This window comes from Brachybacterium sp. GCM10030267 (assembly GCF_042666875.1).
In the GTDB taxonomy this organism is placed as follows: domain Bacteria; phylum Actinomycetota; class Actinomycetes; order Actinomycetales; family Dermabacteraceae; genus Brachybacterium.
In genome coordinates, this window is sequence record NZ_JBHTCX010000017.1 from 64422 (window position 1) to 85962 (window position 21541).

General features: G+C 71.7%; 21 protein-coding genes. 4 read left to right on the forward strand and 17 right to left on the reverse strand.

Features of this window, described 5'->3' with window-relative positions; translation table 11 throughout:
- Nucleotides 1-36: 36 nt before the first annotated feature.
- From panC to ACFQS2_RS14950, 12 genes are all read right to left on the reverse strand, one after another.
- A complete protein-coding gene (gene panC / locus ACFQS2_RS14895) occupies nt 37-894 on the reverse strand; it encodes a pantoate--beta-alanine ligase (protein ID WP_377019229.1) in 858 nt (285 codons plus the stop codon).
- A gap of 147 nt (nt 895-1041) precedes the next feature.
- Entirely contained in the window at nt 1042-1965 is a 924-nt protein-coding gene (locus ACFQS2_RS14900; protein WP_377794253.1) for a Rossmann-like and DUF2520 domain-containing protein, read from the reverse strand.
- The gene (locus tag ACFQS2_RS14905) at nt 1962-3650 is read right to left on the reverse strand and encodes a PH domain-containing protein (RefSeq protein ID WP_377794254.1); all 1689 of its coding nucleotides are present in this window, start codon (nt 3648-3650) and stop codon (nt 1962-1964) included. The genes ACFQS2_RS14900 and ACFQS2_RS14905 overlap by 4 nt, the downstream gene beginning before the upstream one ends.
- On the reverse strand, nt 3647-4312 hold the full coding sequence (locus tag ACFQS2_RS14910) for a PH domain-containing protein (protein ID WP_377794255.1): 666 nt from the start codon (nt 4310-4312) through the stop codon (nt 3647-3649). The genes ACFQS2_RS14905 and ACFQS2_RS14910 overlap by 4 nt, the downstream gene beginning before the upstream one ends.
- 176 nt (nt 4313-4488) lie before the next feature.
- A complete protein-coding gene (locus tag ACFQS2_RS14915) occupies nt 4489-4995 on the reverse strand; it encodes a DUF3180 domain-containing protein (RefSeq protein ID WP_377019224.1) in 507 nt (168 codons plus the stop codon).
- On the reverse strand, nt 4992-5945 hold the full coding sequence (gene folK, locus ACFQS2_RS14920; RefSeq protein ID WP_377794256.1) for a 2-amino-4-hydroxy-6-hydroxymethyldihydropteridine diphosphokinase: 954 nt from the start codon (nt 5943-5945) through the stop codon (nt 4992-4994). The genes ACFQS2_RS14915 and folK overlap by 4 nt, the downstream gene beginning before the upstream one ends.
- Nucleotides 5942-6817 (reverse strand): dihydropteroate synthase, encoded by an 876-nt coding sequence (gene folP / locus ACFQS2_RS14925; protein ID WP_377794257.1) that lies wholly within the window; start codon nt 6815-6817, stop codon nt 5942-5944. The genes folK and folP overlap by 4 nt, the downstream gene beginning before the upstream one ends.
- Nucleotides 6818-6820: 3 nt before the next feature.
- Nucleotides 6821-7387, reverse strand: coding sequence for a GTP cyclohydrolase I FolE (folE, locus tag ACFQS2_RS14930; protein WP_377019220.1), 567 nt, complete (start codon nt 7385-7387; stop codon nt 6821-6823).
- Between the two features lies 1 nt (nt 7388).
- Complete coding sequence (ftsH, locus tag ACFQS2_RS14935) at nt 7389-9515, reverse strand: ATP-dependent zinc metalloprotease FtsH (RefSeq protein WP_377794258.1); 2127 nt, start codon at nt 9513-9515, stop codon at nt 7389-7391.
- 1 nt (nt 9516) lies between these two features.
- Nucleotides 9517-10071: a hypoxanthine phosphoribosyltransferase gene (gene hpt / locus ACFQS2_RS14940; protein ID WP_377019218.1), complete on the reverse strand. Its 555-nt coding sequence runs from the start codon at nt 10069-10071 to the stop codon at nt 9517-9519.
- A gap of 41 nt (nt 10072-10112) precedes the next feature.
- On the reverse strand, nt 10113-11207 hold the full coding sequence (gene tilS, locus ACFQS2_RS14945; protein WP_377794259.1) for a tRNA lysidine(34) synthetase TilS: 1095 nt from the start codon (nt 11205-11207) through the stop codon (nt 10113-10115).
- On the reverse strand, nt 11207-12616 hold the full coding sequence (locus ACFQS2_RS14950; RefSeq protein WP_377794260.1) for a D-alanyl-D-alanine carboxypeptidase/D-alanyl-D-alanine-endopeptidase: 1410 nt from the start codon (nt 12614-12616) through the stop codon (nt 11207-11209). The genes tilS and ACFQS2_RS14950 overlap by 1 nt, the downstream gene beginning before the upstream one ends.
- A gap of 67 nt (nt 12617-12683) precedes the next feature.
- Between ACFQS2_RS14950 and ACFQS2_RS14955 the strand changes: the two genes are divergently transcribed.
- Nucleotides 12684-13196: an inorganic diphosphatase gene (locus ACFQS2_RS14955; RefSeq protein ID WP_377019215.1), complete on the forward strand. Its 513-nt coding sequence runs from the start codon at nt 12684-12686 to the stop codon at nt 13194-13196.
- A 54-nt stretch (nt 13197-13250) separates the two neighbouring features.
- On the opposite strand, the gene ACFQS2_RS14960 is transcribed toward ACFQS2_RS14955, so the two are convergent.
- Both ACFQS2_RS14960 and ACFQS2_RS14965 read right to left on the reverse strand, forming a co-directional pair.
- Nucleotides 13251-13988, reverse strand: a complete 738-nt coding sequence (locus tag ACFQS2_RS14960; RefSeq protein ID WP_377019214.1) for a hypothetical protein — start codon at nt 13986-13988, stop codon at nt 13251-13253.
- A 155-nt stretch (nt 13989-14143) separates the two neighbouring features.
- Entirely contained in the window at nt 14144-14890 is a 747-nt protein-coding gene (locus ACFQS2_RS14965) for a peptide deformylase (RefSeq protein ID WP_377794261.1), read from the reverse strand.
- Between the two features lie 269 nt (nt 14891-15159).
- Here ACFQS2_RS14965 and ACFQS2_RS14970 point away from each other — a divergent pair, with 269 nt between their 5' ends.
- The 3 genes from ACFQS2_RS14970 (at nt 15160) to ACFQS2_RS14980 (ending at nt 18438) form a co-directional block, all read left to right on the forward strand.
- Nucleotides 15160-16245: an ABC transporter ATP-binding protein gene (locus tag ACFQS2_RS14970; protein ID WP_377019212.1), complete on the forward strand. Its 1086-nt coding sequence runs from the start codon at nt 15160-15162 to the stop codon at nt 16243-16245.
- A 218-nt stretch (nt 16246-16463) separates the two neighbouring features.
- A complete protein-coding gene (locus ACFQS2_RS14975) occupies nt 16464-17705 on the forward strand; it encodes a DUF4032 domain-containing protein (protein ID WP_377019211.1) in 1242 nt (413 codons plus the stop codon).
- 16 nt (nt 17706-17721) lie between these two features.
- Nucleotides 17722-18438, forward strand: coding sequence for a YitT family protein (locus ACFQS2_RS14980; RefSeq protein ID WP_377794262.1), 717 nt, complete (start codon nt 17722-17724; stop codon nt 18436-18438).
- 10 nt (nt 18439-18448) lie between these two features.
- Here ACFQS2_RS14980 and rlmB read toward each other — a convergent pair whose 3' ends face one another.
- The 3 genes from rlmB to ACFQS2_RS14995 all read right to left on the reverse strand — a co-directional run bounded on the left by rlmB (nt 18449) and on the right by ACFQS2_RS14995 (nt 21484).
- Nucleotides 18449-19423 (reverse strand): 23S rRNA (guanosine(2251)-2'-O)-methyltransferase RlmB, encoded by a 975-nt coding sequence (gene rlmB, locus ACFQS2_RS14985; RefSeq protein ID WP_377794263.1) that lies wholly within the window; start codon nt 19421-19423, stop codon nt 18449-18451.
- Nucleotides 19424-19433: 10 nt separating this feature from the next.
- On the reverse strand, nt 19434-20873 hold the full coding sequence (gene cysS / locus ACFQS2_RS14990; RefSeq protein WP_377794264.1) for a cysteine--tRNA ligase: 1440 nt from the start codon (nt 20871-20873) through the stop codon (nt 19434-19436).
- A gap of 128 nt (nt 20874-21001) precedes the next feature.
- Nucleotides 21002-21484, reverse strand: coding sequence for a phage holin family protein (locus ACFQS2_RS14995; protein ID WP_377019207.1), 483 nt, complete (start codon nt 21482-21484; stop codon nt 21002-21004).
- Nucleotides 21485-21541 lie beyond the last annotated feature (57 nt).

Here is a 21541-nt window from a genome sequence, read left to right on the forward strand (position 1 = left end):
ATTCTCTCATCACTGCCCGAGGATGTGCCCGCCTCGTCAGGGTGCTGTCGCGACCACCACAGCGGCGTCCAGCAGCCGCGTGCCCTCGACCCGGGCGGCCACCACCACGAGGACGTCGCCGCGGTGGTCCGGGCCGATCTCCTCGAGCGTGGCGGGATCCAGGGCGAGCGCGTAGGCCCATTCGACCTCTGCGCGTGCGAGGGCCTCCCCCAGCGCGCGGCGGATCCCCGCGACCGATCCGCCTGCCGCGTCCGCGGCGGCGACCGTGCGGGAGAGCGCCAGCGCCCGGTCGCGCCCGGCCTCGGAGAGGTAGGCGTTGCGGCTGGAGCGGGCCAGTCCGGAGGGTTCCCGCTGGATCTCGACGGGCTCGATCCGCACCGGGAGGTCGAGATCGGCGACCAGACGCTGGATGATCGCGAGCTGCTGTGCGTCCTTGCGGCCGAACACCGAGACGTGCGGGTCGGTCAGCTGCAGCAGCTTGGCGACGACGGTGACGACGCCGTCGAAGTGGCCGGGGCGGGCCGCGCCCTCGAGGATGGTGCCGGCGCGCCCCGCGGTCACCGAGACCGTCGGCGGCAGGACCGGGTACATCTCCTGCACGCTCGGGGCGAAGACGAGATCGACGAGTCCGTCCACGACGGCGAGGTCGGCGTCGAGATCCCGCGGGTAGGCCTCGTAGTCCTCCCCCGGGCCGAACTGGAGAGGGTTGACGAAGTCCGTGAGGATCACGTGGTCGGCGACCTCACGGGCACGGGAGACCAGGGCGAGATGGCCCTCGTGGAGCGCGCCCATGGTCAGCACCGCCGCGACCGTTCCCCCCATCGCCGCGCGTCGCGTACGGAGTTCGGCCTTGGTGGTGACCAGCGCCGTGGTGGGAGGTGTCTGCGAACTCATGCCGTCTCCTGTGTCATGCCGTGTGCTGTGTCCTGTCTCGAGCACGTGCCCGCCGTGCGCGGCGACATGCCCTCTCCTGCCTCGAGGGGTCCCCCGATCTGCGGAGCCCTGGCCCCGTGGCGTCTCGGGACGCGTCGGGACCGCGGCTCACGCATCATCGGCGGGCCCGTGATCCTCGAGCAGCTCGCGCACCTGCTGCCGGGTCCGGTCCGGGAGCCCCGCCCGGGCCAGAGCCGCGACCGCGAGGGCGCGGTAGGTCGCTCCGACGTCACCACGCCGGCTCGTGACGCCCGAGGGGTCCGCCCCGCCGGAGGACCGGTCGACGTCGTCGAGCGCTCCCAGGTGCGCGGCCACCGTCCCGATATCGCCCCGCATCACCGGGCCCGTCAGGGCCTTGGCGCCGCGGCGCAGGGACTCGTCGAGGGCGGCCTCCAGCAGCGGTCGCAGATAGGCGCCCGGGTTCTCGATCCCGAGGCCGGCGAGGATCTCCCGGGCCTGGTCGACGAGCACCACCAGATGGTTCGAGGCGTGGGCGAGTGAGGCGTGATAGAGCGGGCGATCGCCCTCCTTGAGCACTACGGCCTCTCCCCCGAGCTCGACCACGAGCGCCCCTGCCACCGGCAGGAACGTCGGCGCGGCGGTGATGGCCATGGGGCAGCCGACCAGTCGCGACAGATCCGCCGAGGTACCGGTGAAGGTCATGGCGGGGTGGATGGCCAGCGTCGCGCTGCCGGCGTCGGCCAGCGGGGCGAGGACGCCGGTGCCGTACCGACCGGAGGTGTGCACCACCAGCTGTCCGCCGGGCGCGAGACCGGTGGAGGCGATGCCCGCGGCGAGCGGGCCCAGCTGGTCGTCGGGGACGGCCAGCAGCAGCATCTCGCTGCGTTCGACGATGGCGGGAACGTCTAGCAGCGGCACGCCGGGCAGCAGGTTCTCGGCGCGCGTGCGGGAGGCGTCGGAGACGGCGTAGGCGCCCGTGATGGCGTGGCCCTCGGCACGCAGCGCGGCGCCCATCACGGCTCCCACCCGTCCGGCGCCGATCACGCCGATGCCGAGCCGGGGTGCGCTCATCGTTCCTCCTGAGGCAACGGGGACGACGCGGCGGACGGCGCCGAGGTCTCCGCCGACGGGACCGTCGAGCTCGCGGCGGCCATCCCGAGCGCCGGCCGGGGCCAGTGCTCGCGGTCGCGGTACCGGCGCAGGGTCGCGGCATCGCGGGCGAGCACGCTGTGCAGCGCGAGCGCGTCTCGGCGCGAGAGGGCGCCGAGGGCCAGGGTGCTGCCGGCGATGCCGACCTTGAGGTCGAGGACTCCGAGCCGGCGTCCGATCGGACCGTCGTGGAGGGAGAGCTCCTGGATCCGTTCGCGGGGCACGATCTCGAGCTTCTTGGTCAGGATGCCGCTGCGGTGGACGAGCGCCCCCGGCAGCAGCACGCTGACACTGGTGCGGCGGTCGATCCAGTACAGCCCGACCGGGGTGCGCATCCCCTCGATGCTCCGGGCCGGGGCCGTGAGCAGGCGCTCGAGGACGGCGAGATCGTCGGCGGTTCCCAGCGGCGCGGCCAGGTGGCCCAGGGTGGCCTGCAGCTCCTCGCGGGTGCCGACGGGCAGCGCGCTCTGGGCGCCGTTGACGTCGTCGTCCTCGATGCCGGCGACGGTCACGGACACAGCCGTCCAGTCGGGCCCGCGCCACAGCAGCGGCCGGCGCAGTTCGAACCGCTGGATCCGCCCGGAGGCGATGTTGTCCGTCCGCGTATTCGCCAGGCCGCGCCGCATCCGCAACCCGCGGTCGGTGATGCGGGAGACGAATCCCCAGCCGGATTCGATGCGGCCGAACACGTACCGCGGCACGGCGATGAAGGCCGGGGCCAGAGGGATGAGCACGGCCGGGGACACTCCTTCCTGCCAGATCACCATGATGGCCGCGAGGCTGACGCCGACGAGGGTCATCACGGCGCCGATGAGGAAGCCGAGGTCGCGCAGCAGGGACCGCACCAGGCGCCCCGTGGGGATCTGCGCGATCAGCTCGCCGTCGGTGACACCGTCGTAGAGCACCCGCTGCAGCCGTCCCCCGGCCGCAGCGGCGCCACCCGTGGCTGTGCTGCCGTGCTCGCCGGTGCCGTCGCCGGATGCTGTTCCCACGGGCTCCCCGGCACCCTCGATCACGTCACCGGGCGTCCCGGGCGCGCGATGGTCCCCGTCTCGGACCTCCTGCGCGGAGGCGCCCTCGACGGTCCCTGCCGTCCCGGCCGGCCCCGGTGCACCGGAGGCGACGCCCAGGATCCGTGTGCGCAGCTCCTCGGCATCGGCGGATCGCACGTATTCGATGTCGAGGTAGGACTCTCCCCCGCCGGCGACCTCGATGCGCACCTTGGCCAGTCCCAGCAGACGGGCCAGCAGCGGCCGCTCGACGGAGACCGACTCGATGCGGGCCCGTGGGGCGTACTCCCGCGAACGGCTGATCAGCCCCTTGTGCAGCGAGACACCGTCCTCGTCGACGGCGTAGGTGGTGAACCACCACACCAGGGCGGACAGGACGATCGAGATCACGATCACCCCGGCGAGCACGGCCAGGCCGATGACGGCTCGGGTCAGGGTGAAGTCGTCGATGAGGCGGGCGACGTTCTGCGCCGAGACCACGGCGACCAGCCCGATGATGATCTTCCATCCGGTGACCAGGGGCGTGATCGGGTGGGTACGGCGACGCTCGGCGGCCGGTGCGGCGGCGTCGGGGGCGGTCGGCTCCGTCTCGCTCACAGCGCCGCCATGTTCTCGATGCCGCGGTCGGTCAACAGCTCCCGCAGTCGCTCCGCCTCCTCCTTCGGCAGGCCGGGCAGCGTGACGCTGGAGGCCCCGGCCGCCGTGGTCACGGTCAGCTTGGCGAGGCCGTAGCGGCGGTCCACCGGGCCCTCGTCGATCTTCACCGACTGCACCCGGCCGTAGGGGATGGTCTGGACCGAGCGGAACATGACGCCCGCGGCGATGGTGAGGTCCTCCTCCGCGTCCAGGTATCCGATGGCCCGGACCCGGCGTGGAGTGAGAATCAGGCTCTGGAGGAGCAGGATCAGGGGCACGACTCCGAGGGCGGCGATCCACCACCAGCCCGTCAGCACCGTGCCGACGATCGCCGCGGCGATCATCAGCAGCCAGATGACGTAGCCGACGATGCCGGCGACGTAGCGCGCCCGGATCAGCTTCTCGGAGACAGGGCGCAGGGCCCCGGCCCCGAGCAGGCCGTCGGGCTCGTCGGGGATCGCCGGCCGGTCGGCGGTTGCGGGCCGGTCGGCACTCGCGGGGCCGGCGGGGATCGCGGGTTCGGCGGGGACGTCCGGCGACACGGCGTCACGGCCTCCGTGCGCTGCCGGGGCGGGTGATGCCGGAGCGGTGCCGGGCCCGGATTCCTCGGATGGGAAGGTCATGGGATCCATCGTGTCACCTCAGGGCCCTTTCGGCGCTCCGACGCGGGTGGGAGATCGGACCGTCGATGGTCGGGCGTCGTCCGGGTCGGGCGTCGTCCAGGTCGGGCCTCGTCCGGGGCGGGCACCGTCCAGCGCGGGCCCTCGGCGCCGTCGGCATCACCCGGGGCCCGATGGGCTCAGTGTCCTGCTTCGGCGCCCGCCGCGCTGTCGCCGTCCTCCGGGGGCAGCTGGCCCCAGCGCTCGACGATCACTCCCAGCACGCCGAGCACGATCCCGGCCACGGCGGCCGCAGCGGTGGGCAGGATGGCTGCGAGCGGATCGCCCGTGCCGGTGATGATCAGGAAGAGCGCCTGACCGGTGAAGATCCCCCCGACCACGGCGCCGGTGTAGGCGCAGGCCCGGGCCAGGAGCACGGTGCGGAAGGCGGTGGGCAGGTCGATCTGGAATCGGCGTGGAGCCAGGGTGGGATGCAGCCGGCGCTCCTCGCTCTCGAGCATGTAGCGGCGCAGCGGGATCCCGTAGACCAGCAGCACGGTCGACAGCGCCACCAGGACCAGCGTGGTCAGCCAGCCGGCGATCGGGAGCGAGTGGCCGCGGCTGGCGAGGGTCTCCAGCATCTGGGCGCCGAAGCCTGCGCCGACGACGAAGATCAGCACCAGGACCGGGATGTTCAGCGGCCTCACGGACGATCGAATCCCGTCACGGCAGGGCCCGGCCGCAGACCGTCGCGGTCCCCGGCCCGGGCCAGGAGGTCCGCGATCCGGCCGTGGCCGGGCAGCTCGGCGGCGGGCCGGGCGGCGTGCCAGGGGGCGAGCACGAAGGCGCGCGCGTGGGCGCGCGGGTGCGGCAGGCTGAGCTCGGCGTCGTCGAGGCGATGGTCGCCATAGGTGATCAGGTCGACGTCCAGGGTGCGCGGACCCCACCGGACCGCCCGCTGGCGATGGGCGTCCTGCTCGGCCCGGCGTGCCGCTTCGAGCAGATCGAAGGGCCCCAGCACGGTGCTCACCCCGACAGCCGTGTTCAGGTAGGCGCCCTGGCCGTCGGGTCCGCCGACGGGGTCCGTCTCCAGCACGGGCCCGGTCCACTCCACCTCGATCCCCTCGGCCTCGGCGAGCACCGACAGGGCGCGCTCGAGATGAGCGGCCCGGTCGCCGAGGTTGGAACCCAGGGCGAGCACTGCCTCGATGGGCGCGGCGTCGCGCTCGATGCTCACGGCTACGTCGCCGACGGGCAGGCCGACGGGAGCCGAGGGCTTGTGCACGGTCAGGGCCACCCGGCGCACCCACGGTGCCCCCTCGCCGGTGAGGATCCGATCGGCGATGCGCTCGGCGAGGGTCTCTATCAGCTTGTGGGCGCCGGTGCTGATCTCCTCATGGACGGCCAGGGCGATCCCCGCGTAGTTCACGGTGCGGGCGAGGTCGTCGGCGCGGCCTGCCGGGGCGGTGGAGAGATGGAGGGTCACGTCCGCCACGAACTGCTGTCCGAGCTCCGTCTCCGCGGCGAGCACGCCGTGCCGCCCCCACGCTCGGATTCCCGTGACCTCGATGCGGTCCAGTCGTCCCGGCGCGCGCCGGGGCGCCCTCGTGACGTCCGGTGCACCGGCCTCGCGCGGCACGGAGGACTCGGGGGTCATCGGCCGGCGCTCCGGCGCAGACGGTCGCCGACGCGGACGGCGGCGAGGTTCGGCGGGACGTCGTGGACCCGGACGGCCCAGGCCCCGTGCTCCGCGCTGTAGGCGCTGATGGCGGCGGTGGCGGCGTCACGGTCGACGCCGAGGGAGCTGACGAATCGTTTGCGCGAGGCACCGATGAGCAGCGGCAGCCCGTGGGAGGCGATGTGCTCCCACCTCGCCAGCACTTCCCAGTTCTGCTCGCCCGTCTTGGCGAAGCCGAGGCCGGGATCGGCCACCAGGAACCGGTCCTCGACCCCCGCGGCCCGCAGTGCGTCCAGACGGTCCTCGAGCTCCGCGGCGCTGTCGCGGGCCACATCCTCGTACTCGGTCAGCTCGGTCATCACGTCGCTGTGCCCTCGCCAGTGCATGGCCACGAACACCGGCGGAGTGCCGAGCCGGGTCCGCAGCCGGGCCGCCTCCGCGCCCATGTCGACGTCGGCGCGGCCGGCGGAGACGTCGTTGACGATCAGGGCGCCGGCCTCGATGCTCGCGGCCGCCACGGAGGCGCGCATGGTGTCCACGCTGACGACGATGCCCTCGCGGGCCAGCTCGCTCACCACGGGCAGCACGCGCCGCAGCTCCTCGTCCTCCTCGACCCGGGGCGCCCCCGGGCGGGTGGATTCACCGCCGACGTCGATGATGGAGGCTCCCTGCGCTGCGAGCAGCCGCCCGTGGGCGATCGCGTCGGGAGCGCTGTCGTGCTCGCCCCCGTCGGAGAAGGAGTCCGGAGTGACGTTCAGAACGCCCATCACCAAGGTGTCGTCACCCGTGAGGCGCTCAGGAAGGCCGTCGGGCCGCAGTCGGCCGCTGCGCGGTCGGGTCCGGGTGCTCATGAGTCAGCTCCGGTTGATGAGGCTCATGGCCTCGGCGCGCGTGCTGGGGCTGTCACGGAGCATGCCGCGCACGGCGCTGGTCACGGTGCGGGCACCCTCGGCGCGCACACCGCGCATGGACATGCACATGTGCTCCGCCTCGATCACCACGATCGCGCCGCCCGCGCCGAGCTCGTCCATCAGCGCGTCGGCGATCTGGAAGGTGAGTCGCTCCTGGACCTGGGGGCGACGGGCATACACGTCCACCAGCCGGGCGAGCTTGCTCAGTCCGGTGACCACGGCCCCGTCCGGGATGTAGCCGACGTGGGCGACGCCGACGAACGGCAGCAGATGGTGCTCGCACATCGAGTGGAAGCCGATGTCGCGCACCAGCACCAGCTCCTGGTGCTGGATGTCGAACGTGGTCGCCAGCGGCTCGTGGGGGTCGCGGTCGAGGCCGTCGAAGACCTCCTCGTACATGCGCGCGACCCGGGCGGGGGTGTCCTGCAGACCGGCCCGGTCGGGATCCTCGCCGATGGCCGCGAGGATCTCGCGGACCGCCGCCTGGAGGCGGGCATGGTCGACCGCCATCTCAGCCCCTCGTCCCGTTCCCGTCACCGTAGCCGTGGCCCTCGCCGTAGCAGTAGCCCTCGCCGGTCCCGCCGGGGGCCTCACGATGCGGTGCGCCGGGGATCTCCGGGCCGTCGCCGCCGGGGTGCGGCAGTTCGGGCGGATTGGGCTGGAGCGGCTCGCCGGCGTCGGAGTCCTCCGCGCCCGTGGCGGTGGTGCTCGCCCCGACCCGGGGCGCCTCGAGGGACGGCCGGTCGTCGCTGGACTGCCAGACCTCGCGCAGCGGCCGCTTCTTGACCTGGGCGAAGATCTCGGCCAGCTCCTGCTCGCCCAGGGTCTCCTTCTCGAGCAGCTCGGCCACCAGCCGGTCGAGGACGTGGCGGTTGTCGACGATCACTGCCCAGGCCTCGTCCAGGGCGTTGTCCAGCAGCGCCCGGACCTCCTGATCGATGAGGCGCGCGGTGTCGGCGCTGAAGCGCGGAGCCTGACCCTGCTGCATGCCGACGAAGACCTCGTCCTGCTCGCCGGCCAGGGCCACCTGCCCCACCGACCGGCTCATGCCGAGCTGCATGACCATGGTCCGCGCGATCTTGGTGGCGTTGTCGAGGTCCGAGCCGGGTCCGGTGGTGACGTCGTGGAAGATGCTCTCCTCCACGGCGTATCCGCCCATCGCATAGGCGAGGCGGTCCAGCAGCTCGTTGCGGGACTGGTAGTTGCGGTCCTGGGTGGGCACGACCATGGTGTAGCCGCCGGCCCGGCCGCGCGGCAGGATGGTCACCTTGGTGACCGGCGCCGAGTTGTTCATCGCCGCGGCGACCAGGGCGTGGCCGCCCTCGTGATACGCGGTCATCTGCCGCTCACGGTCGTTCATGACCTTCGAGTAGCGCTGCGGGCCCATCGAGACGCGATCGACCGCCTCGTCCAGGGCTCGGTTGTCGATGATCTGGTTGCCGCTGCGGGCAGTCAGCAGCGCCGCCTCGTTGAGCACGTTGGCCAGGTCCGCGCCGGACATGCCGATGGTGCGCTTGGCGATGGCCTCGAGGTCGACGTCGTGCGCCAACGGCTTCCCCTTGGCGTGCACGCCGAGGATGTGCAGGCGGCCCTTCATGTCGGGCGCCTCCACAGCGATCTGGCGATCGAAGCGGCCCGGACGCAGCAGGGCCGGATCCAGGATGTCCACACGGTTGGTGGCGGCGATGAGGATGACGTTCTGGTTCTCGTCGAACCCGTCCATCTCCACCAGCATCTGGTTCAGGGTCTGCTCGCGCTCGTCGTGGCCGCCGCCCATGCCGGCGCCACGATGGCGCCCCACGGCATCGATCTCGTCGACGAAGATGATCGCGGGGGCGTTCTCCTTCGCCGTCGAGAACAGGTCGCGCACACGGCTGGCGCCGACGCCGACGAACATCTCCACGAAGTCCGAGCCGGAGATCGAGTAGAACGGGACGCTGGCCTCCCCGGCCACGGCCCGGGCCAGCAGGGTCTTGCCGGTGCCGGGCGGGCCGTACAGCAGCACGCCCTTGGGGATCTTGGCTCCCACCGCCTGGTACTTGTCGGGTTCGACGAGGAACTGCTTGATCTCGTCGAGCTCCTCGACCGCCTCCTCGGCGCCGGCGACGTCCGCGAAGGTGACCTTGGGGGATTCCTTCGAGAACAGCTTGGCCTTGGACTTGCCGAACTGCATGGCCCGGCCGCCGCCGCCCTGGGCGTTCATGATCAGGAACCAGAACAGCCCGATGAAGATCAGCAGGGGCAGGAAGGACAGCAGCAGCGTCGACCACCAGGAGCTGCTGGCAATCTCGTCGGTGTAGCCCTGCTCGGGTGCGGCGTCCTCGACCGCCTGCACGACGGCGTCGCCGCGGGCGTCGACGTAGCTGAACCGGACCTGGGTGCCCTTGTTCTCCTCGCCGTCGACGAAGTCCTCGGTCAGCACCAGGTCGACCCGCTGCTGGTTGCCGTCGATGATCTTGGCCTGCTCGACGGTGCCTCCCTCGAGCAGCTCGAGCCCCTGCTCGGTGTCGATCTGCTGATAGCCGTCGCGCCCGAAGAGCGAGAACAGCACCATGCCCAGCAGCAGCGCGACGATGATCCAGATCGCGACCCCGGTGAAGGGCCTGCGCTTCTTGTTCTTGGTGGCCGAATCCGCCATGTCAGTCCTCGTAGACCGAGCGCTTGAGCACGCCCACGTAAGGGAGGTTCCGGTAGACCTCCGCGTAATCGAGTCCGTAGCCGACGACGAACTCGTTGGGGATCTCGAACCCGACGTACCGGACGTCGATCTCCACCCGCGCGGCGTCCGGCTTGCGCAGCAGGGTGCAGATCTCGACGCTCCGGGGGCCGCGCGAACGCAGGTTGGACAGCAGCCACTTCAGCGTCAGGCCCGAATCGATGATGTCCTCGACGATGAGCACGTTGCGACCGGAGATGTCGGCGGAGAGGTCCTTGAGGATCCGCACGACGCCGGAGGACTTGGTGCCCGAGCCGTAGGAGGAGACCGCCATCCAGTCCATCTCCACGGTGAGATCGATCGAGCGCGCGAGATCTGCCATGACCATCACGGCGCCTTTGAGCACGCCCACGAGGATCGGCGGCTCCTCCGCGTAGTCCGCGGCGATCTGCTCTCCGATCTCGGCGAGCCGGTCGCGGATCTGCTGCTCGTCCAGCAGTACCCGGTCGACATCAGGGTGGTGGTGCGTCAAGGGCACGCGGGTCTCCTCCGTGGATGTGGTAGGTCGCCCGTCGGGGCTCACGGATCCGAACGGCGCCACACCAGCAGGCCGTCGCGACGAGCGACTTCGATCCTACCCGGTACGGATACAGCCGCCTGACCGTGCCATGAGACCACCAGGGCGTCGATGGCGAGCACCTGGCGCCGCAGCAGGGACTTCGTCGGCCCGGGAGCTCCGGGCGGGCGCGCTGCGCTCTGGGCGGAACGTGACCCATCGCGCAGGACGCGGGTCCGCAGCGGGGCCGCGGTCGCAGCCAGGGCGTGGACGTCGAGCAGGAGCAGGTCACCCTCCTCGCGGGCCGGGGAGCCGTCCCGGCGCAGCGAGTCGAGCAGTTCCGCGGCCTCGGCGTCGAGATGGTCGGCGTCGGGGCGCACGAGGTCGGCGCTGCGGGCGAGGTTCTCGTCGATCTGCTCGCCGAGGATCTCCCGCAGCAGGGGCAGCGCTCGATGGCGGACCCGTGCGCGCAGCATCGACTCGTCCGCATTCATCGGGTCCTGCCACCACTGGAGATCGTGGAGACGGCAGATCTCCTCGGTGTCCGCGCGGCGCAGCGCGGTGGTCTCGTCGCGGCCGGTGCCGAGAAAAGGCCGCAGCAGGCCGTCGCGGGAGCGCGGGATGCCGGCCAGCGCTCTCGGACCGGCGCCGCGCGCCAGGGCCATCAGCACCTGCTCCGCCTGGTCGTCGAGCGTGTGTCCGAGCAGGAGCGCGAGACCTCCGCGATCCTCGAGGAGGGTCTCCAGGGCGGCGCGGCGAGCGTCCCGGGCGGCGTTCTCGAGACCTCCGGCAGCGTCGGTGGGCACATGGGCCTGGAGCACGTGGGCGGTGGCGCCGAGTCGCTCGGCCTGGGTGCGGGCGCGCTCGGCGACGCGGCCGGACTCCGCCTGGAGGCCGTGGTCGACGATCGCCGCCTCCGTCTCCAGACCCATCCGCGAGCCCACCCACACCGTGGTGGCCAGCAGCGCGAGGGAGTCGGCTCCGCCGCTGAGGCCCACCACCAGACGAGGAGAGAGGCGGCCGGCCGCGGTGTCGTCGGCGAGCTGCTCGAGCCGGGAGGTCAGGGCCGCCCGCACGGCGGTGCGGGCGCGGGCGACGACGGGCGGGGGTCCCGGCATCAGTCGGTCCGAACCATCTCGGCGGCGATCTCGTCGACCGCCGCCCGGGCCGCAGCGGCATCGGCGCCGTCGAAGCCGTGCACGACGATGGAGTAGCCCGCGGCGCGCCCGTCCGGCAGCGCGACCACGCCGGCGAGCGTCGCCGCTCCCCCGAGATAGCCGGTCTTGCCGCGCACGAGGCCGTCGGCATCGCGTGCCGAGTCCGCGTCGAACCGGTCGGCGAGGGTGCCGCTGAGCCCGGCGATCGGCACGTCGAACAGCAGCTGCTCCAGGGTCGGGACGTCCCCGGAGGCGGTCTCGCCGAGCACCGCCGCGAGCAGGGCGGGCGGAACCCGGTTCTGCCGCGAGAGCCCCGATCCGTCGCGGATGTCCAGTGCATCCAGGTCCTCGTCGGGCACGCCGAGCTCGGCGGCGAGATCACGGATCTCCGCCTCCACGGCGGCGGCGGCGCCCTCGGGGGTGGTCTCCTCGCCGCGCGCGTCCGCGACCAGGTGGGCCAGCAGCTCAGCAGTGGTGTTGTCGGAGATCTGCAGCGTGTGACGGACGATCTGCGACAACGGCTCGGAGTGGACCTCGACCGACGGGGCGTCCGCGGGAGCGTCGGCCGCGGTGATCTCGCCGTCCACCTCGATGCCCTCCTCGCCCAACAGCTCCGAGAACCGCAGCGCGGCGTCGCCCGCCGGGTCGGTGGACTTGGGACCGTACTGCTCCCCGTCGAGCCACCCCTCGTCCAGGGCGAGGGTGGCCGTCGGCGTCACCCAGCCGCCGGAGGGGCCGTTGTTCCCCCAGGCCGGGTTCCGACCGCCGGTGAGGTAGTTGTCGTCGAGGTTCACAGTGACCTGCTCGGTGCCCTGCTCGCGGGCGAGCGCCGCGGCCTGACCGGCCAGGTCGCGCAGGTCCGCGTCCGTGAGAGTCATGTCACCGCCGCCCTGGAGGGTAATCGTCCCCTCGGTCGCGACTGCCCGAGTGGTCAGCACCTCGTCGCCGTCGTACACCCGCAGCACCGCGGCCGCGGTGAGGAGCTTCAGGGTGGACGCGGGGATCCGGGCCGTGTCGGCGTCGCGCGCGGCGATGGTCTCGCCGGTCTCCGCGTCGGTCACGCTGAAGGCCAGCCCGCCTGCCACGACGGGGTCCTCGGCATGGGCGGACATGCGCTGTTCCAGGTCGGCCGCCGCTTCCGGGTCGGGAGAGGGGGCGACGGCAGGGCTCGGCGCGCCCGCGGAGACGCGCTCCCAGTCCTCCGCCTGCGCGGCAGGCCCGGTCCCGGGGCCCTCCTGCGACGTCTCGAGGGTCAGCACGCCCGGGAAGGCGTCGGTCAGATCACCGAGAAGGTAGAAGCTCCCGGGGACGGCGGCGCACAGCACCATCGCCGTCGCGCGCCAGACTCGCTCGGATACTCTCGCCACCATGGTCACCACGATATGGTGTCCAGGTCAGAACCAGTGCCCCCAGGGCCGGAGCAACGGAGCGGCTGTCGTGGAATTCGACGTGACCATCGAGATCCCTCGCGGGAACCGGAACAAGTACGAAGTGGACCACCACAATGGGCGTATCCGTCTGGATCGGATGCTGTTCACCGCCACCCGGTATCCCGACGATTACGGCTTCATCGAGGGAACCCTCGGTGAGGACGGCGACCCGCTGGACTGTCTGGTCCTGCTCGAGGAGCCGACCTTCCCCGGGTGCCTGATCCGCTGCCGCGCGCTGGGCATGTTCCGCATGCGCGACGAGGCCGGCGGCGATGACAAGATCATCGCCGTGCCCGTCGGCGACCGCCGTCAGGTGCGGCGCCAGGAGCTGACCGACGTCTCGGAGTTCCACCGGCTGGAGATCCAGCACTTCTTCGAGGTCTACAAGGACCTCGAGCCCGGCAAGAGCGTCGAGGGCGCCCACTGGGAGGGGCGCAGCGACGCCGAGGCGGAGATCCGCCAGTCCTACCAGCGGGCCGCCGGCACCGAGCACGCCAACGAGTTCACCCGCGAGGTCTGAGCGCGTTCGGGGCCGCGGCCCCGCCGGAGGCACCCCGCCGAGCGGGGGCTCCGCTCAGCGGTCGAGCTCGGGCCGGTCGCCGGCGAGCTCGCCATCGATGGTGGGTGCCTGGGAGAAGATCTCGAGCATCGCCTCGACGACGGAGCGGGAGACCGCGTTGGCCCCGAAGCCGCCGATGATCGCGCCGACGCCGAACGGGAGCAGACGACCCAGCCACAGGCCGCCGGCCCGGGCCATCACGCGCCGGCGCACGTAGCGGGAGAGCTGGCGGCTGATCAGGCCCGGCAGGAACCCGCCGCCCCCGCCGAGGACCGCATTCCACTGCAGGCCCTGCTTGCCCATGGCCTTCGCGATGATCTCCGTGCCCCGCTCGCCGCTGAGCACGCCCATCAGCACCAGGCGGCGGGTGTGCTTGTCGGACATGTCCACGTCGTAGATGTCGGCGGCGGCCAGGGTCAGGAACGCGCAGCTCTCTGCGAAGGAGACCCCCTCGCCGACGGTCAGCCCGACGGCGGCGGCGGTCCCGAGGCCGGGCAGCGCCGCGATGCCGCCGATGCCGGCACCGGTGGCCGTCGTCAGCCCGGTGAAGCGCCGGGTGACCATCTCCATCAGCTGGCGGCGCGTCGCCTCCGGGTGCTTGGCGCGCAGACGCTCGACGTAGCTGTGGGCGAACGGCGACTGGACCTTCAGGGCGGCATCGATCAGCGAGAGCCAGCGCTCGTCGAGCTGCTCGACGAACTCACCGCTGTCGTCCTGCTCGGGATTCGGGGTGGTCGGGTCGCTGCCGGGCATCATCGGCTCCGTTCCTGGGGGTCCTGGACAGCAATAAGCTACCGTCCTCAGCCGGACGGCGCCCACATCCCGCGCGGGCTCCGAGGCGACCCGGGCTCCGAGTGCGCCGCGCCGAAGCGCCTCGACGACTCGGCGATCAGGCCGGGCCCGGGTCGTCAGGCCCGGTCCGCGATGACCTCGCCCTCGCCGAGCTGGGTGATCTCCCCGCTCAGCCCGAGCCGACGGACAGCGTCGGGCATGTCGGTGTAGTGGGCGGTGTAACGGGCCGAGATGAACGAGCGCGGGACCATCTTGTCGTGGCACAGGATCCCGGCCAGATGGTCGGTCTCGTGCTGCAGGATCCGGGCGGGCCAGCCCCCGTGCTCCTCGTCGATCTCACGCAGATCTCCTCCGGGCAGCAGCTCGGTGGCTCGTAGTCGGACCCGCCGCGCCCGGGGGACGATCGACTGCCAACCGTCCACCGAGAGGCATCCCTCCCAGGCGTAGACGCGCTGGGTGCCCAGCAGCTCCACCTGGGGGTCCAGCAGCGCGCGCAGCGGGAACGGACGTCGTTCGAGGGGATCCTCCCCGGCGGACGCCTCGCCGGGGGCCGCGTCCTCCGCGTCCGCTCCTGCGTCCACGTCGGCGTCCGTTCCCGCTCCGGCCCCGGCGTACCGGTCCTCGACCACGACGAGCGCCAGAGGCAGTCCGATCTGCGGGGCGGCCAGCCCGACGCCCGGGGCGCGGCGCATCGTGATCGTCATGGCCTCCGCGAGCTCCAGCAGCAGCCCGGCGGGGATCCGGTCGCCGGCGGCGACGGCGCGCCGGCGCAGGGCGGGGTGGCCGGACTGCACGATCCGCAGCGGGTCCTCCTCCGAGGGGCGACGCTCCAGGATCTTCCGGCTCAGCTCAGTGATATCCACGCATCCAGTATCGCCTGACCACAACCGGCCCCTCCCATCCCCGCCGATCCCCGCCCAGCCCCGGCCGCCACTGCTCATCACCGCCTCGCCGCGCGCGGGAGACACCGCGCGGGAGACACACCGCACAGCTCGATGCACCACGAGGATGAGACGTGGGATACACTCTCGGAGCCGGTGCAAGGGAGCACCTCTCGCGAGAGCGACCAGGACCGGTGACAACACTTCACAACGGACCGTCCGGCACGTACCTGCCGGTGAAGGGATACACCATGGCAACTGTCACATTCGACAATGCGTCGCGCATCTACCCCGGGCAGGAGCGCGCAGCCGTCGACAACCTCGATATCCAGATCGGCGACGGCGAATTCCTCGTCCTCGTCGGCCCCTCGGGCTGCGGCAAGTCGACGTCGCTGCGCATGCTCGCCGGGCTCGAGGAGATCGACGCCGGCCGCATCCTGATCGGTGATCGCGACGTCACCGACGTGCCGCCGAAGGACCGCGACATCGCGATGGTGTTCCAGAACTACGCGCTGTACCCGCACATGTCGGTCGCCGACAACATGGGCTTCGCCCTGAAGATCGCCGGCAAGCCCAAGGCCGAGATCCGCCAGCGTGTGGAGGAGGCGGCCCAGCTCCTGGACCTCTCCGAGTACCTCGATCGCAAGCCGAAGGCGCTCTCCGGTGGTCAGCGTCAGCGTGTGGCCATGGGCCGCGCGATCGTCCGTCAGCCGCAGGTGTTCCTCATGGACGAGCCGCTGTCGAACCTCGACGCCAAGCTGCGCGTCTCCACCCGTACGCAGATCGCCTCGCTGCAGCGCCGCCTGGGCGTCACCACCGTCTACGTGACCCACGACCAGATCGAGGCCATGACGATGGGTGACCGCGTGGCCGTGCTCGACCGCGGCGTGCTCCAGCAGGTCGACTCCCCGCGCCGCATGTACGACCACCCCAACAACGTGTTCGTCGCGGGCTTCATCGGCTCCCCGGCCATGAACCTGATGGACGTCCCGCTCACCGACCAGGGTGTCCAGTTCGGCGGCACGGTGCTGCCGGTGGATCGCCAGACGCTCTCGGACACCGACGAGAAGTCGGTCACCGTCGGCGTCCGTCCCGAGGACGTCGAGCTGGTCCCGACGGACGAGGGCATCGCCATCGAGGTCGACGTGGTCGAGGAGCTCGGCGCCGACGCCTTCATCTACGGGCGCCGCGCCGGCAGCGAGGACACCTCGAAGCCGTTCATCGCACGCGTCGACGGGCGCCGTCCCCCGGCCAAGGGCGAGACGATCTTCTTCCGTCCCAAGCCCGATCACCTGCACCTCTTCGACGTGTCGAACGGTCAGCGACTGGGCGACTGATCCTCGCCAGCACGGCACATCGCGCGACGGGCGTCCGGCATCTGCCGGGCGCCCGTCGCCGTCCTATCGGCCGGGCGGCGCTCGCCGTGCCCGGATCGGTACGATTCCCTTCCGGCCGGGGGCGACCTGCACGGACAGTTCGCCGGCACGGTGCGCGCGAGGTGTGACGAAGTGCGCCCGGCTGGGCAGACGGTCTGCGATCGGGAGAGAATGGAGCCATGGCACCTCTGGAGATCACCGCATCGCGCGCAGATCCGGCCCTGCTGGACCTGCCGTGGGAGCAGCCGCTGGAGGACTGGCCCGAGGACATCCTCGCCGCTCTCCCCCGCGGTCTCTCCCGGCATGTCGTGCGATTCGTCCGGGTCTCCGGGCGGGTTCTCGCGCTCAAGGAGATCACCCACGACCTCGCCTCCCGCGAGTACGACATGCTGCGCGTCCTGGGCCGCATCGGAGTGCCCTCCGTCGTCCCCTTCGCCGTGATCTCGGGGCGCACCACGCCCACCGGGGAGCCGCTGGACGCGGTGCTGATCACCCGCCACCTCCAGTTCTCCCTGCCCTACCGCGCGGTGTTCAGCCAGGTCTCGCGCGAGGACACCACCGATCGGCTGCTCGACGCGCTCGCCGTGCTGCTGGTGCGCCTGCATCTGGAGGGCTTCTACTGGGGCGACGTCTCCTTGTCCAACACGCTGTTCCGCCGCGATGCAGGGGCCTTCGCCGCCTACATCGTCGACGTCGAGACGGGGTCGCTCCACGAGACCCTCTCCGACGGGCAGCGCAGCTACGACCTCGATCTGGCACGCACCAACATCATCGGCGAGCTGATGGACCTCCAGGCGGGCGAGATGTTCGATGCCGAGGCCGATCCGATCGCCATCGGCGATGAGCTCCTGCGGCGATACGACAGCCTGTGGTCGGCGCTGACGGCCCGGGAACGGTTCTCGGCCGACGAACGCTGGCGCGTCTCGGCCCGCATCGAGAAGCTCAACCAGCTGGGTTTCGACGTGGGAGAGCTCGAGATCACCACGGACCTGGACGGGACCACCCTGTCGATCCAGCCGAAGGTCGTCGACGCCGGCCACCACTCGCGCCGGCTGATGCGACTGACCGGCATCGACGCCCAGGAGAACCAGGCCCGACGCCTGCTCAACGACCTGGACCAGTACCGGGCGGCCACCGAGCAGCAGGCCGAGGAGGAGGAGTTCGTCGCGCACGAGTGGCTGCAGCAGCAGTACGAGCCCGTCGTCCGCGCGATCCCGCGTTCCATGCGCTCCAAGCTCGAGCCCCCGGAGTTCTTCCACGAGGTGCTCGAGCACAAGTGGTTCCTGTCGGAGAAGGCCGGCACGGACGTCAGTCTCGACGAGACCGTGCGGGACTACATCCTCACCGTGCTCATCCACCGTCCCGATGAGAAGTCGCTGGTGACGACCGAGACCTCGGCCCTGCCGATCTTCGACAGCTGAGAGTCCGAGCAGCAGCATGGCAGGTCCTTCCCCGCTGGCGAACCTCTCGCTGCGCGCTCAGCTGCGCGTGGACCGGCTTCCGCTCCGCCTCGCCCAGATGATGCTGGGACTGACGGGCTTCGGCCTCTCCCTCGCCATGCTGCTGCGCTCGGGACTCGGCGGGGCGCCATGGGACGTGCTGCACACCGCGCTCGCCGAGCGGGCCGGACTCAGCGTCGGCACGGTGAGCATCACGGTGAGCTTCCTGCTGCTGCTGGCATGGATCCCGCTGCGCGAGCAGCCGGGGATCGGCACCATCGCCAACTCCATCTGGGTGGGCGTGAGCCTCGACCTCGGGATGACGATCCTGCCCCCGGCCTCCACCCTGCCCATCGCTGTGCTGATGATGGTCGCCGGCGTGGTGATCAACGGCGTCAGCGGCGCCGTCTACATCGGCGCGCAGCTGGGCCCGGGCCCGCGCGACGGAGTGATGACGGGACTGGGCCGGCGTCTGCGCCGCCCCGTCGGCCCCGTCCGGATCGCGCTGGAGGCGTCCGTGCTGGCCGCCGGCTGGGCGCTCGGCGGTCCCGTGGGCGTCGGAACCCTCGCCTACGCGATCGGGCTCGGCCCGGTCATCCAGCTGGTCCTTCCCCGCGTGATCATGCCCGTACGCACCGCGGGACCGGCGTCCCCGTCCGCGGCGCCGGAGACGGGAGAGCCCGTCGGCCCGACGCCGCCGGCCGGCCCTGCCTGACCGTCTCAGCTCACGCGCGGCCCTGTGCCTCCCGGACTCCGGAGATCTCGTACAGCGCGATCGCTGCGGCGACCGACGCGTTCAGCGACTCCGTGCCCCCGCCCATGGGGATCGAGACCACCTGATCGCTGGTCTCCCGGGCGAGACGGGAGAGCCCCTTGCCCTCGGCCCCGACGACCAGCGCCGCCGGCTGCGTGCCGAGCTCGAGCTGCCGCGTGGTGACGTCCCCGCCGGCATCGAGGCCGAGCACGAACACGCCCTGCTCCTTGAGCGAGGAGAGGGTGCGGTTGAGGTTGGTGACCTGGGCGACGCGCACGCGCCCGGCGGCGCCGGCGGCCACCTTCCACACGCTCGCGGTCATGGAGGCGCTGCGCCGCTCGGGCAGGATCACGCCGTGGACGCCGAAGGCATCCGCGGAGCGGAGGATCGCGCCGAGGTTGCGGGGGTCGGTGATGCCGTCCAGCGCCACCAGCAGCGGCGGTTCGAACGCCTCGGCGGCGATCTGCAGCAGCTCCTCCACGTCGGCGTACTCGTACGGCGGGATCGTCAGGGCGACGCCCTGGTGCACGGCGTTGTCACTCATCCGATCCAGATCGGTCCGGGACGCCTCGGCGACCGGAAGGCCCTGGGCCGCGGCCAGGCGCATGATCTCGCGCACCCGCTCATCCGTCTCGAGGCGCACCATCACGGTCAGCTGCGTCGCAGGCACGTTCTCCTGCAGCGCCTCCAGCACGGCATTGCGGCCCACCACCTGGTCGCTGCCGGGGCGGTTCTTCGCGCCCTTGCCTCCTGCACCGCCGCGCCGGCTCGAGGATCCCGAGGCGGGCTTGGAGGAGCCGGTGAACGCCTTGTGGGCGGGGCGGTCCTTGGCCTTCGGGGTGGGTCCCTTGCCTTCCAGCGCGCGGCGGCGCACGCCGCCGGAACCGACGGACGGGCCCTTCTTGCCCTTGCGCACCGCGCCGCGGCGCGAGCTGTTGCCTGCCATGTGTGTCTCCTCAGTCCGTGGTCTCGAGCGTCCAGCGCGCGCCGTCGGGGCCGTCCTCGACGCGGATCCCGGCGGCGCTCAGCGCGTCCCGCAGGGCGTCCGCCCGGGCCCAGTCCTTCTCGGCGCGGGCCGCCTCCCGGGCTGCCAGCTGGGTGGTGATCAAGGCGTCCAGTGCCTCGTGCTCGGCGGTCGAGCCGGCATGGCTACCGGCCCATTGCGCCGAGAGCGGATCCAGGCCCAGCACATCGAGCATCGCGCGCAGCCGCCCGAGGCCCGCAGCGATCTCTCCCGCCGCACCTCCGCCGGCCAGAAGCGTGTTCAGGGCCGCCTGCTCACGGTGGATGACGGCGAGGGCCTCCGGCACGGTCAGGTCGTCGTCCATCGCCGCGATGAACTCGGCGGGCAGCTCGACGGCGGCGAGATCGGCATCGGCGCCTGCCGGCTCCTCCGGGCCGAGCTGCTCGGCGGCGCGGCGGGCCGTCGCGGAGAAGCGGTCCCAGACCACTTCTGCTTCCTGCATCGCGGTGGCGTTGTACTCGACGGTCGCGCGGTAGTGGCCGCTGACCAGGGCCAGGCGCACAGCAGGAGTGGGGTGGTCCGCCAGGGCACGGGCCGCGGTGACGAAGTTGTCCAGGCTCTTGCCCATCTTCATCCCGTCCACGGTCAGCACCCCGGAATGCATCCAGCGCCGGGCGAAGCCGTAGCCGGCGGCGTGGGACTGCGCCTGCTCGTTCTCGTGGTGCGGGAAACGCAGGTCCAGCCCTCCGGCGTGGATGTCGAACGTCTCGCCGAGGTACTTGCGGCTCATGGCGGAGCACTCGAGGTGCCAGCCGGGGCGGCCGCGGCCGAAGGGTGTGTCCCAGGAGGCGGTGGCCGGTTCCGTCGGCTTCGCCGCCTTCCACAGGGCGAAGTCGCGGGGGTCGCGCTTGCCGGGCTCCATCTCCTCCCCCGCGTCCTGCATGTCCTCGAGGGACTGACGGGTCAGGGAGCCGTAGCCGGCGTGGGAGGCGACATCGAAGTACACCGATCCCTCGCCGTCGGCGTAGGCGTGGCCGCGCTCGATGAGCCGCTGCATCAGCTCGATCATCTCGGGCACGTGGCCGGTGGCGCGCGGCTCGTAGGTGGGACGGCGGTTGCCGATGCGCTCGAGGGTGTCCTGGAACTCGCGCTCGAAGCGCAGCGACCATGCCCACCAGGGTGTCCCCGCCTCGGCGGACTTCACCAGGATCTTGTCATCGATGTCGGTGACGTTGCGGATGTGGGTGACGTCGTACCCGCTGCGCTCGAGCCAGCGCACCAGCACGTCGAAGGCGACGAACGTGCGCAGATGGCCCAGATGCGGGGCGCCCTGCGTGGTGGGGCCGCAGACGTACAGCGACACCGTCCCCTCGCGCACCGGGGTCAGCGGCGCGGTCGTGCGGGTGGCGGTGTCGTGCAGGTGGAGAGTCACGTCCTCCAGGGTAATGCCGCCTGCGGGAGCCCGCGGCCCCGCCGCACCGTGGCCGATCCCTCGATCGCGTCGGACCGCTCGACCCGGTGCCCCGGAGATCCCATGGGATCCGACGGATCCGCCGGGGCTCACTCCGTGCGGGAGCTGACCTTCTTGCCGTAGAGCTCCTCGAAGGTGTCGTCGTAGGAGACGGCGTTGTGGCGGCGCTTGCCCTGGACCGCACCGACCGCGCCCTGCGCGGTCTCGATGGTGGTCTCGGGCGCCTTGATCCGCTTGTACACCAGGAACGCGATCAGACCCGCGATGGCGGCGAGCACGATGAACACCACGGCGATGATCAGGAAGGAGAGCCAGTAGGACAGCCCCAGCGCCTCGAGCCCGGTGGCCGCGAAGAACAGCAGCATCACCCAGGCGGAGAGCAGCAGGAACAGCAGCACCGCGGCGCAGGCGGCGATGATGGCCGCCTTGATCAGGATCGCGGTGATCTCTTTCTTGGCGATGTCGATCTCGTGATGGACGACTCCGAGGAGCTCGTCCCGGATGGACTGGACGAGTTCACCGATGGACCGCTGGGTGGGCGGCGTGCTCGGATCGTTCGTGGTGTTGATCATGGTCGGAGCCTATCGCAGGGGTCAGGGGATTCGCAGTCGGCGCGGGGCGCCGGCGGG

Coding starts and splice junctions, on each gene's coding strand:
- panC (WP_377019229.1), bottom strand. CDS start 894: ATGAGTTCGCAGACACCTCCCACCACGGCGCTGGTCACCACCAAGGCC.
- ACFQS2_RS14900 (WP_377794253.1), bottom strand. CDS start 1,965: ATGAGCGCACCCCGGCTCGGCATCGGCGTGATCGGCGCCGGACGGGTG.
- ACFQS2_RS14910 (WP_377794255.1), bottom strand. CDS start 4,312: ATGACCTTCCCATCCGAGGAATCCGGGCCCGGCACCGCTCCGGCATCA.
- folK (WP_377794256.1), bottom strand. CDS start 5,945: ATGACCCCCGAGTCCTCCGTGCCGCGCGAGGCCGGTGCACCGGACGTC.
- folP (WP_377794257.1), bottom strand. CDS start 6,817: ATGAGCACCCGGACCCGACCGCGCAGCGGCCGACTGCGGCCCGACGGC.
- folE (WP_377019220.1), bottom strand. CDS start 7,387: ATGGCGGTCGACCATGCCCGCCTCCAGGCGGCGGTCCGCGAGATCCTC.
- ftsH (WP_377794258.1), bottom strand. CDS start 9,515: ATGGCGGATTCGGCCACCAAGAACAAGAAGCGCAGGCCCTTCACCGGG.
- tilS (WP_377794259.1), bottom strand. CDS start 11,207: ATGCCGGGACCCCCGCCCGTCGTCGCCCGCGCCCGCACCGCCGTGCGG.
- ACFQS2_RS14950 (WP_377794260.1), bottom strand. CDS start 12,616: ATGGTGGCGAGAGTATCCGAGCGAGTCTGGCGCGCGACGGCGATGGTG.
- ACFQS2_RS14960 (WP_377019214.1), bottom strand. CDS start 13,988: ATGCCCGGCAGCGACCCGACCACCCCGAATCCCGAGCAGGACGACAGC.
- ACFQS2_RS14970 (WP_377019212.1), top strand. CDS start 15,160: ATGGCAACTGTCACATTCGACAATGCGTCGCGCATCTACCCCGGGCAG.
- ACFQS2_RS14975 (WP_377019211.1), top strand. CDS start 16,464: ATGGCACCTCTGGAGATCACCGCATCGCGCGCAGATCCGGCCCTGCTG.
- ACFQS2_RS14980 (WP_377794262.1), top strand. CDS start 17,722: ATGGCAGGTCCTTCCCCGCTGGCGAACCTCTCGCTGCGCGCTCAGCTG.
- rlmB (WP_377794263.1), bottom strand. CDS start 19,423: ATGGCAGGCAACAGCTCGCGCCGCGGCGCGGTGCGCAAGGGCAAGAAG.
- ACFQS2_RS14995 (WP_377019207.1), bottom strand. CDS start 21,484: ATGATCAACACCACGAACGATCCGAGCACGCCGCCCACCCAGCGGTCC.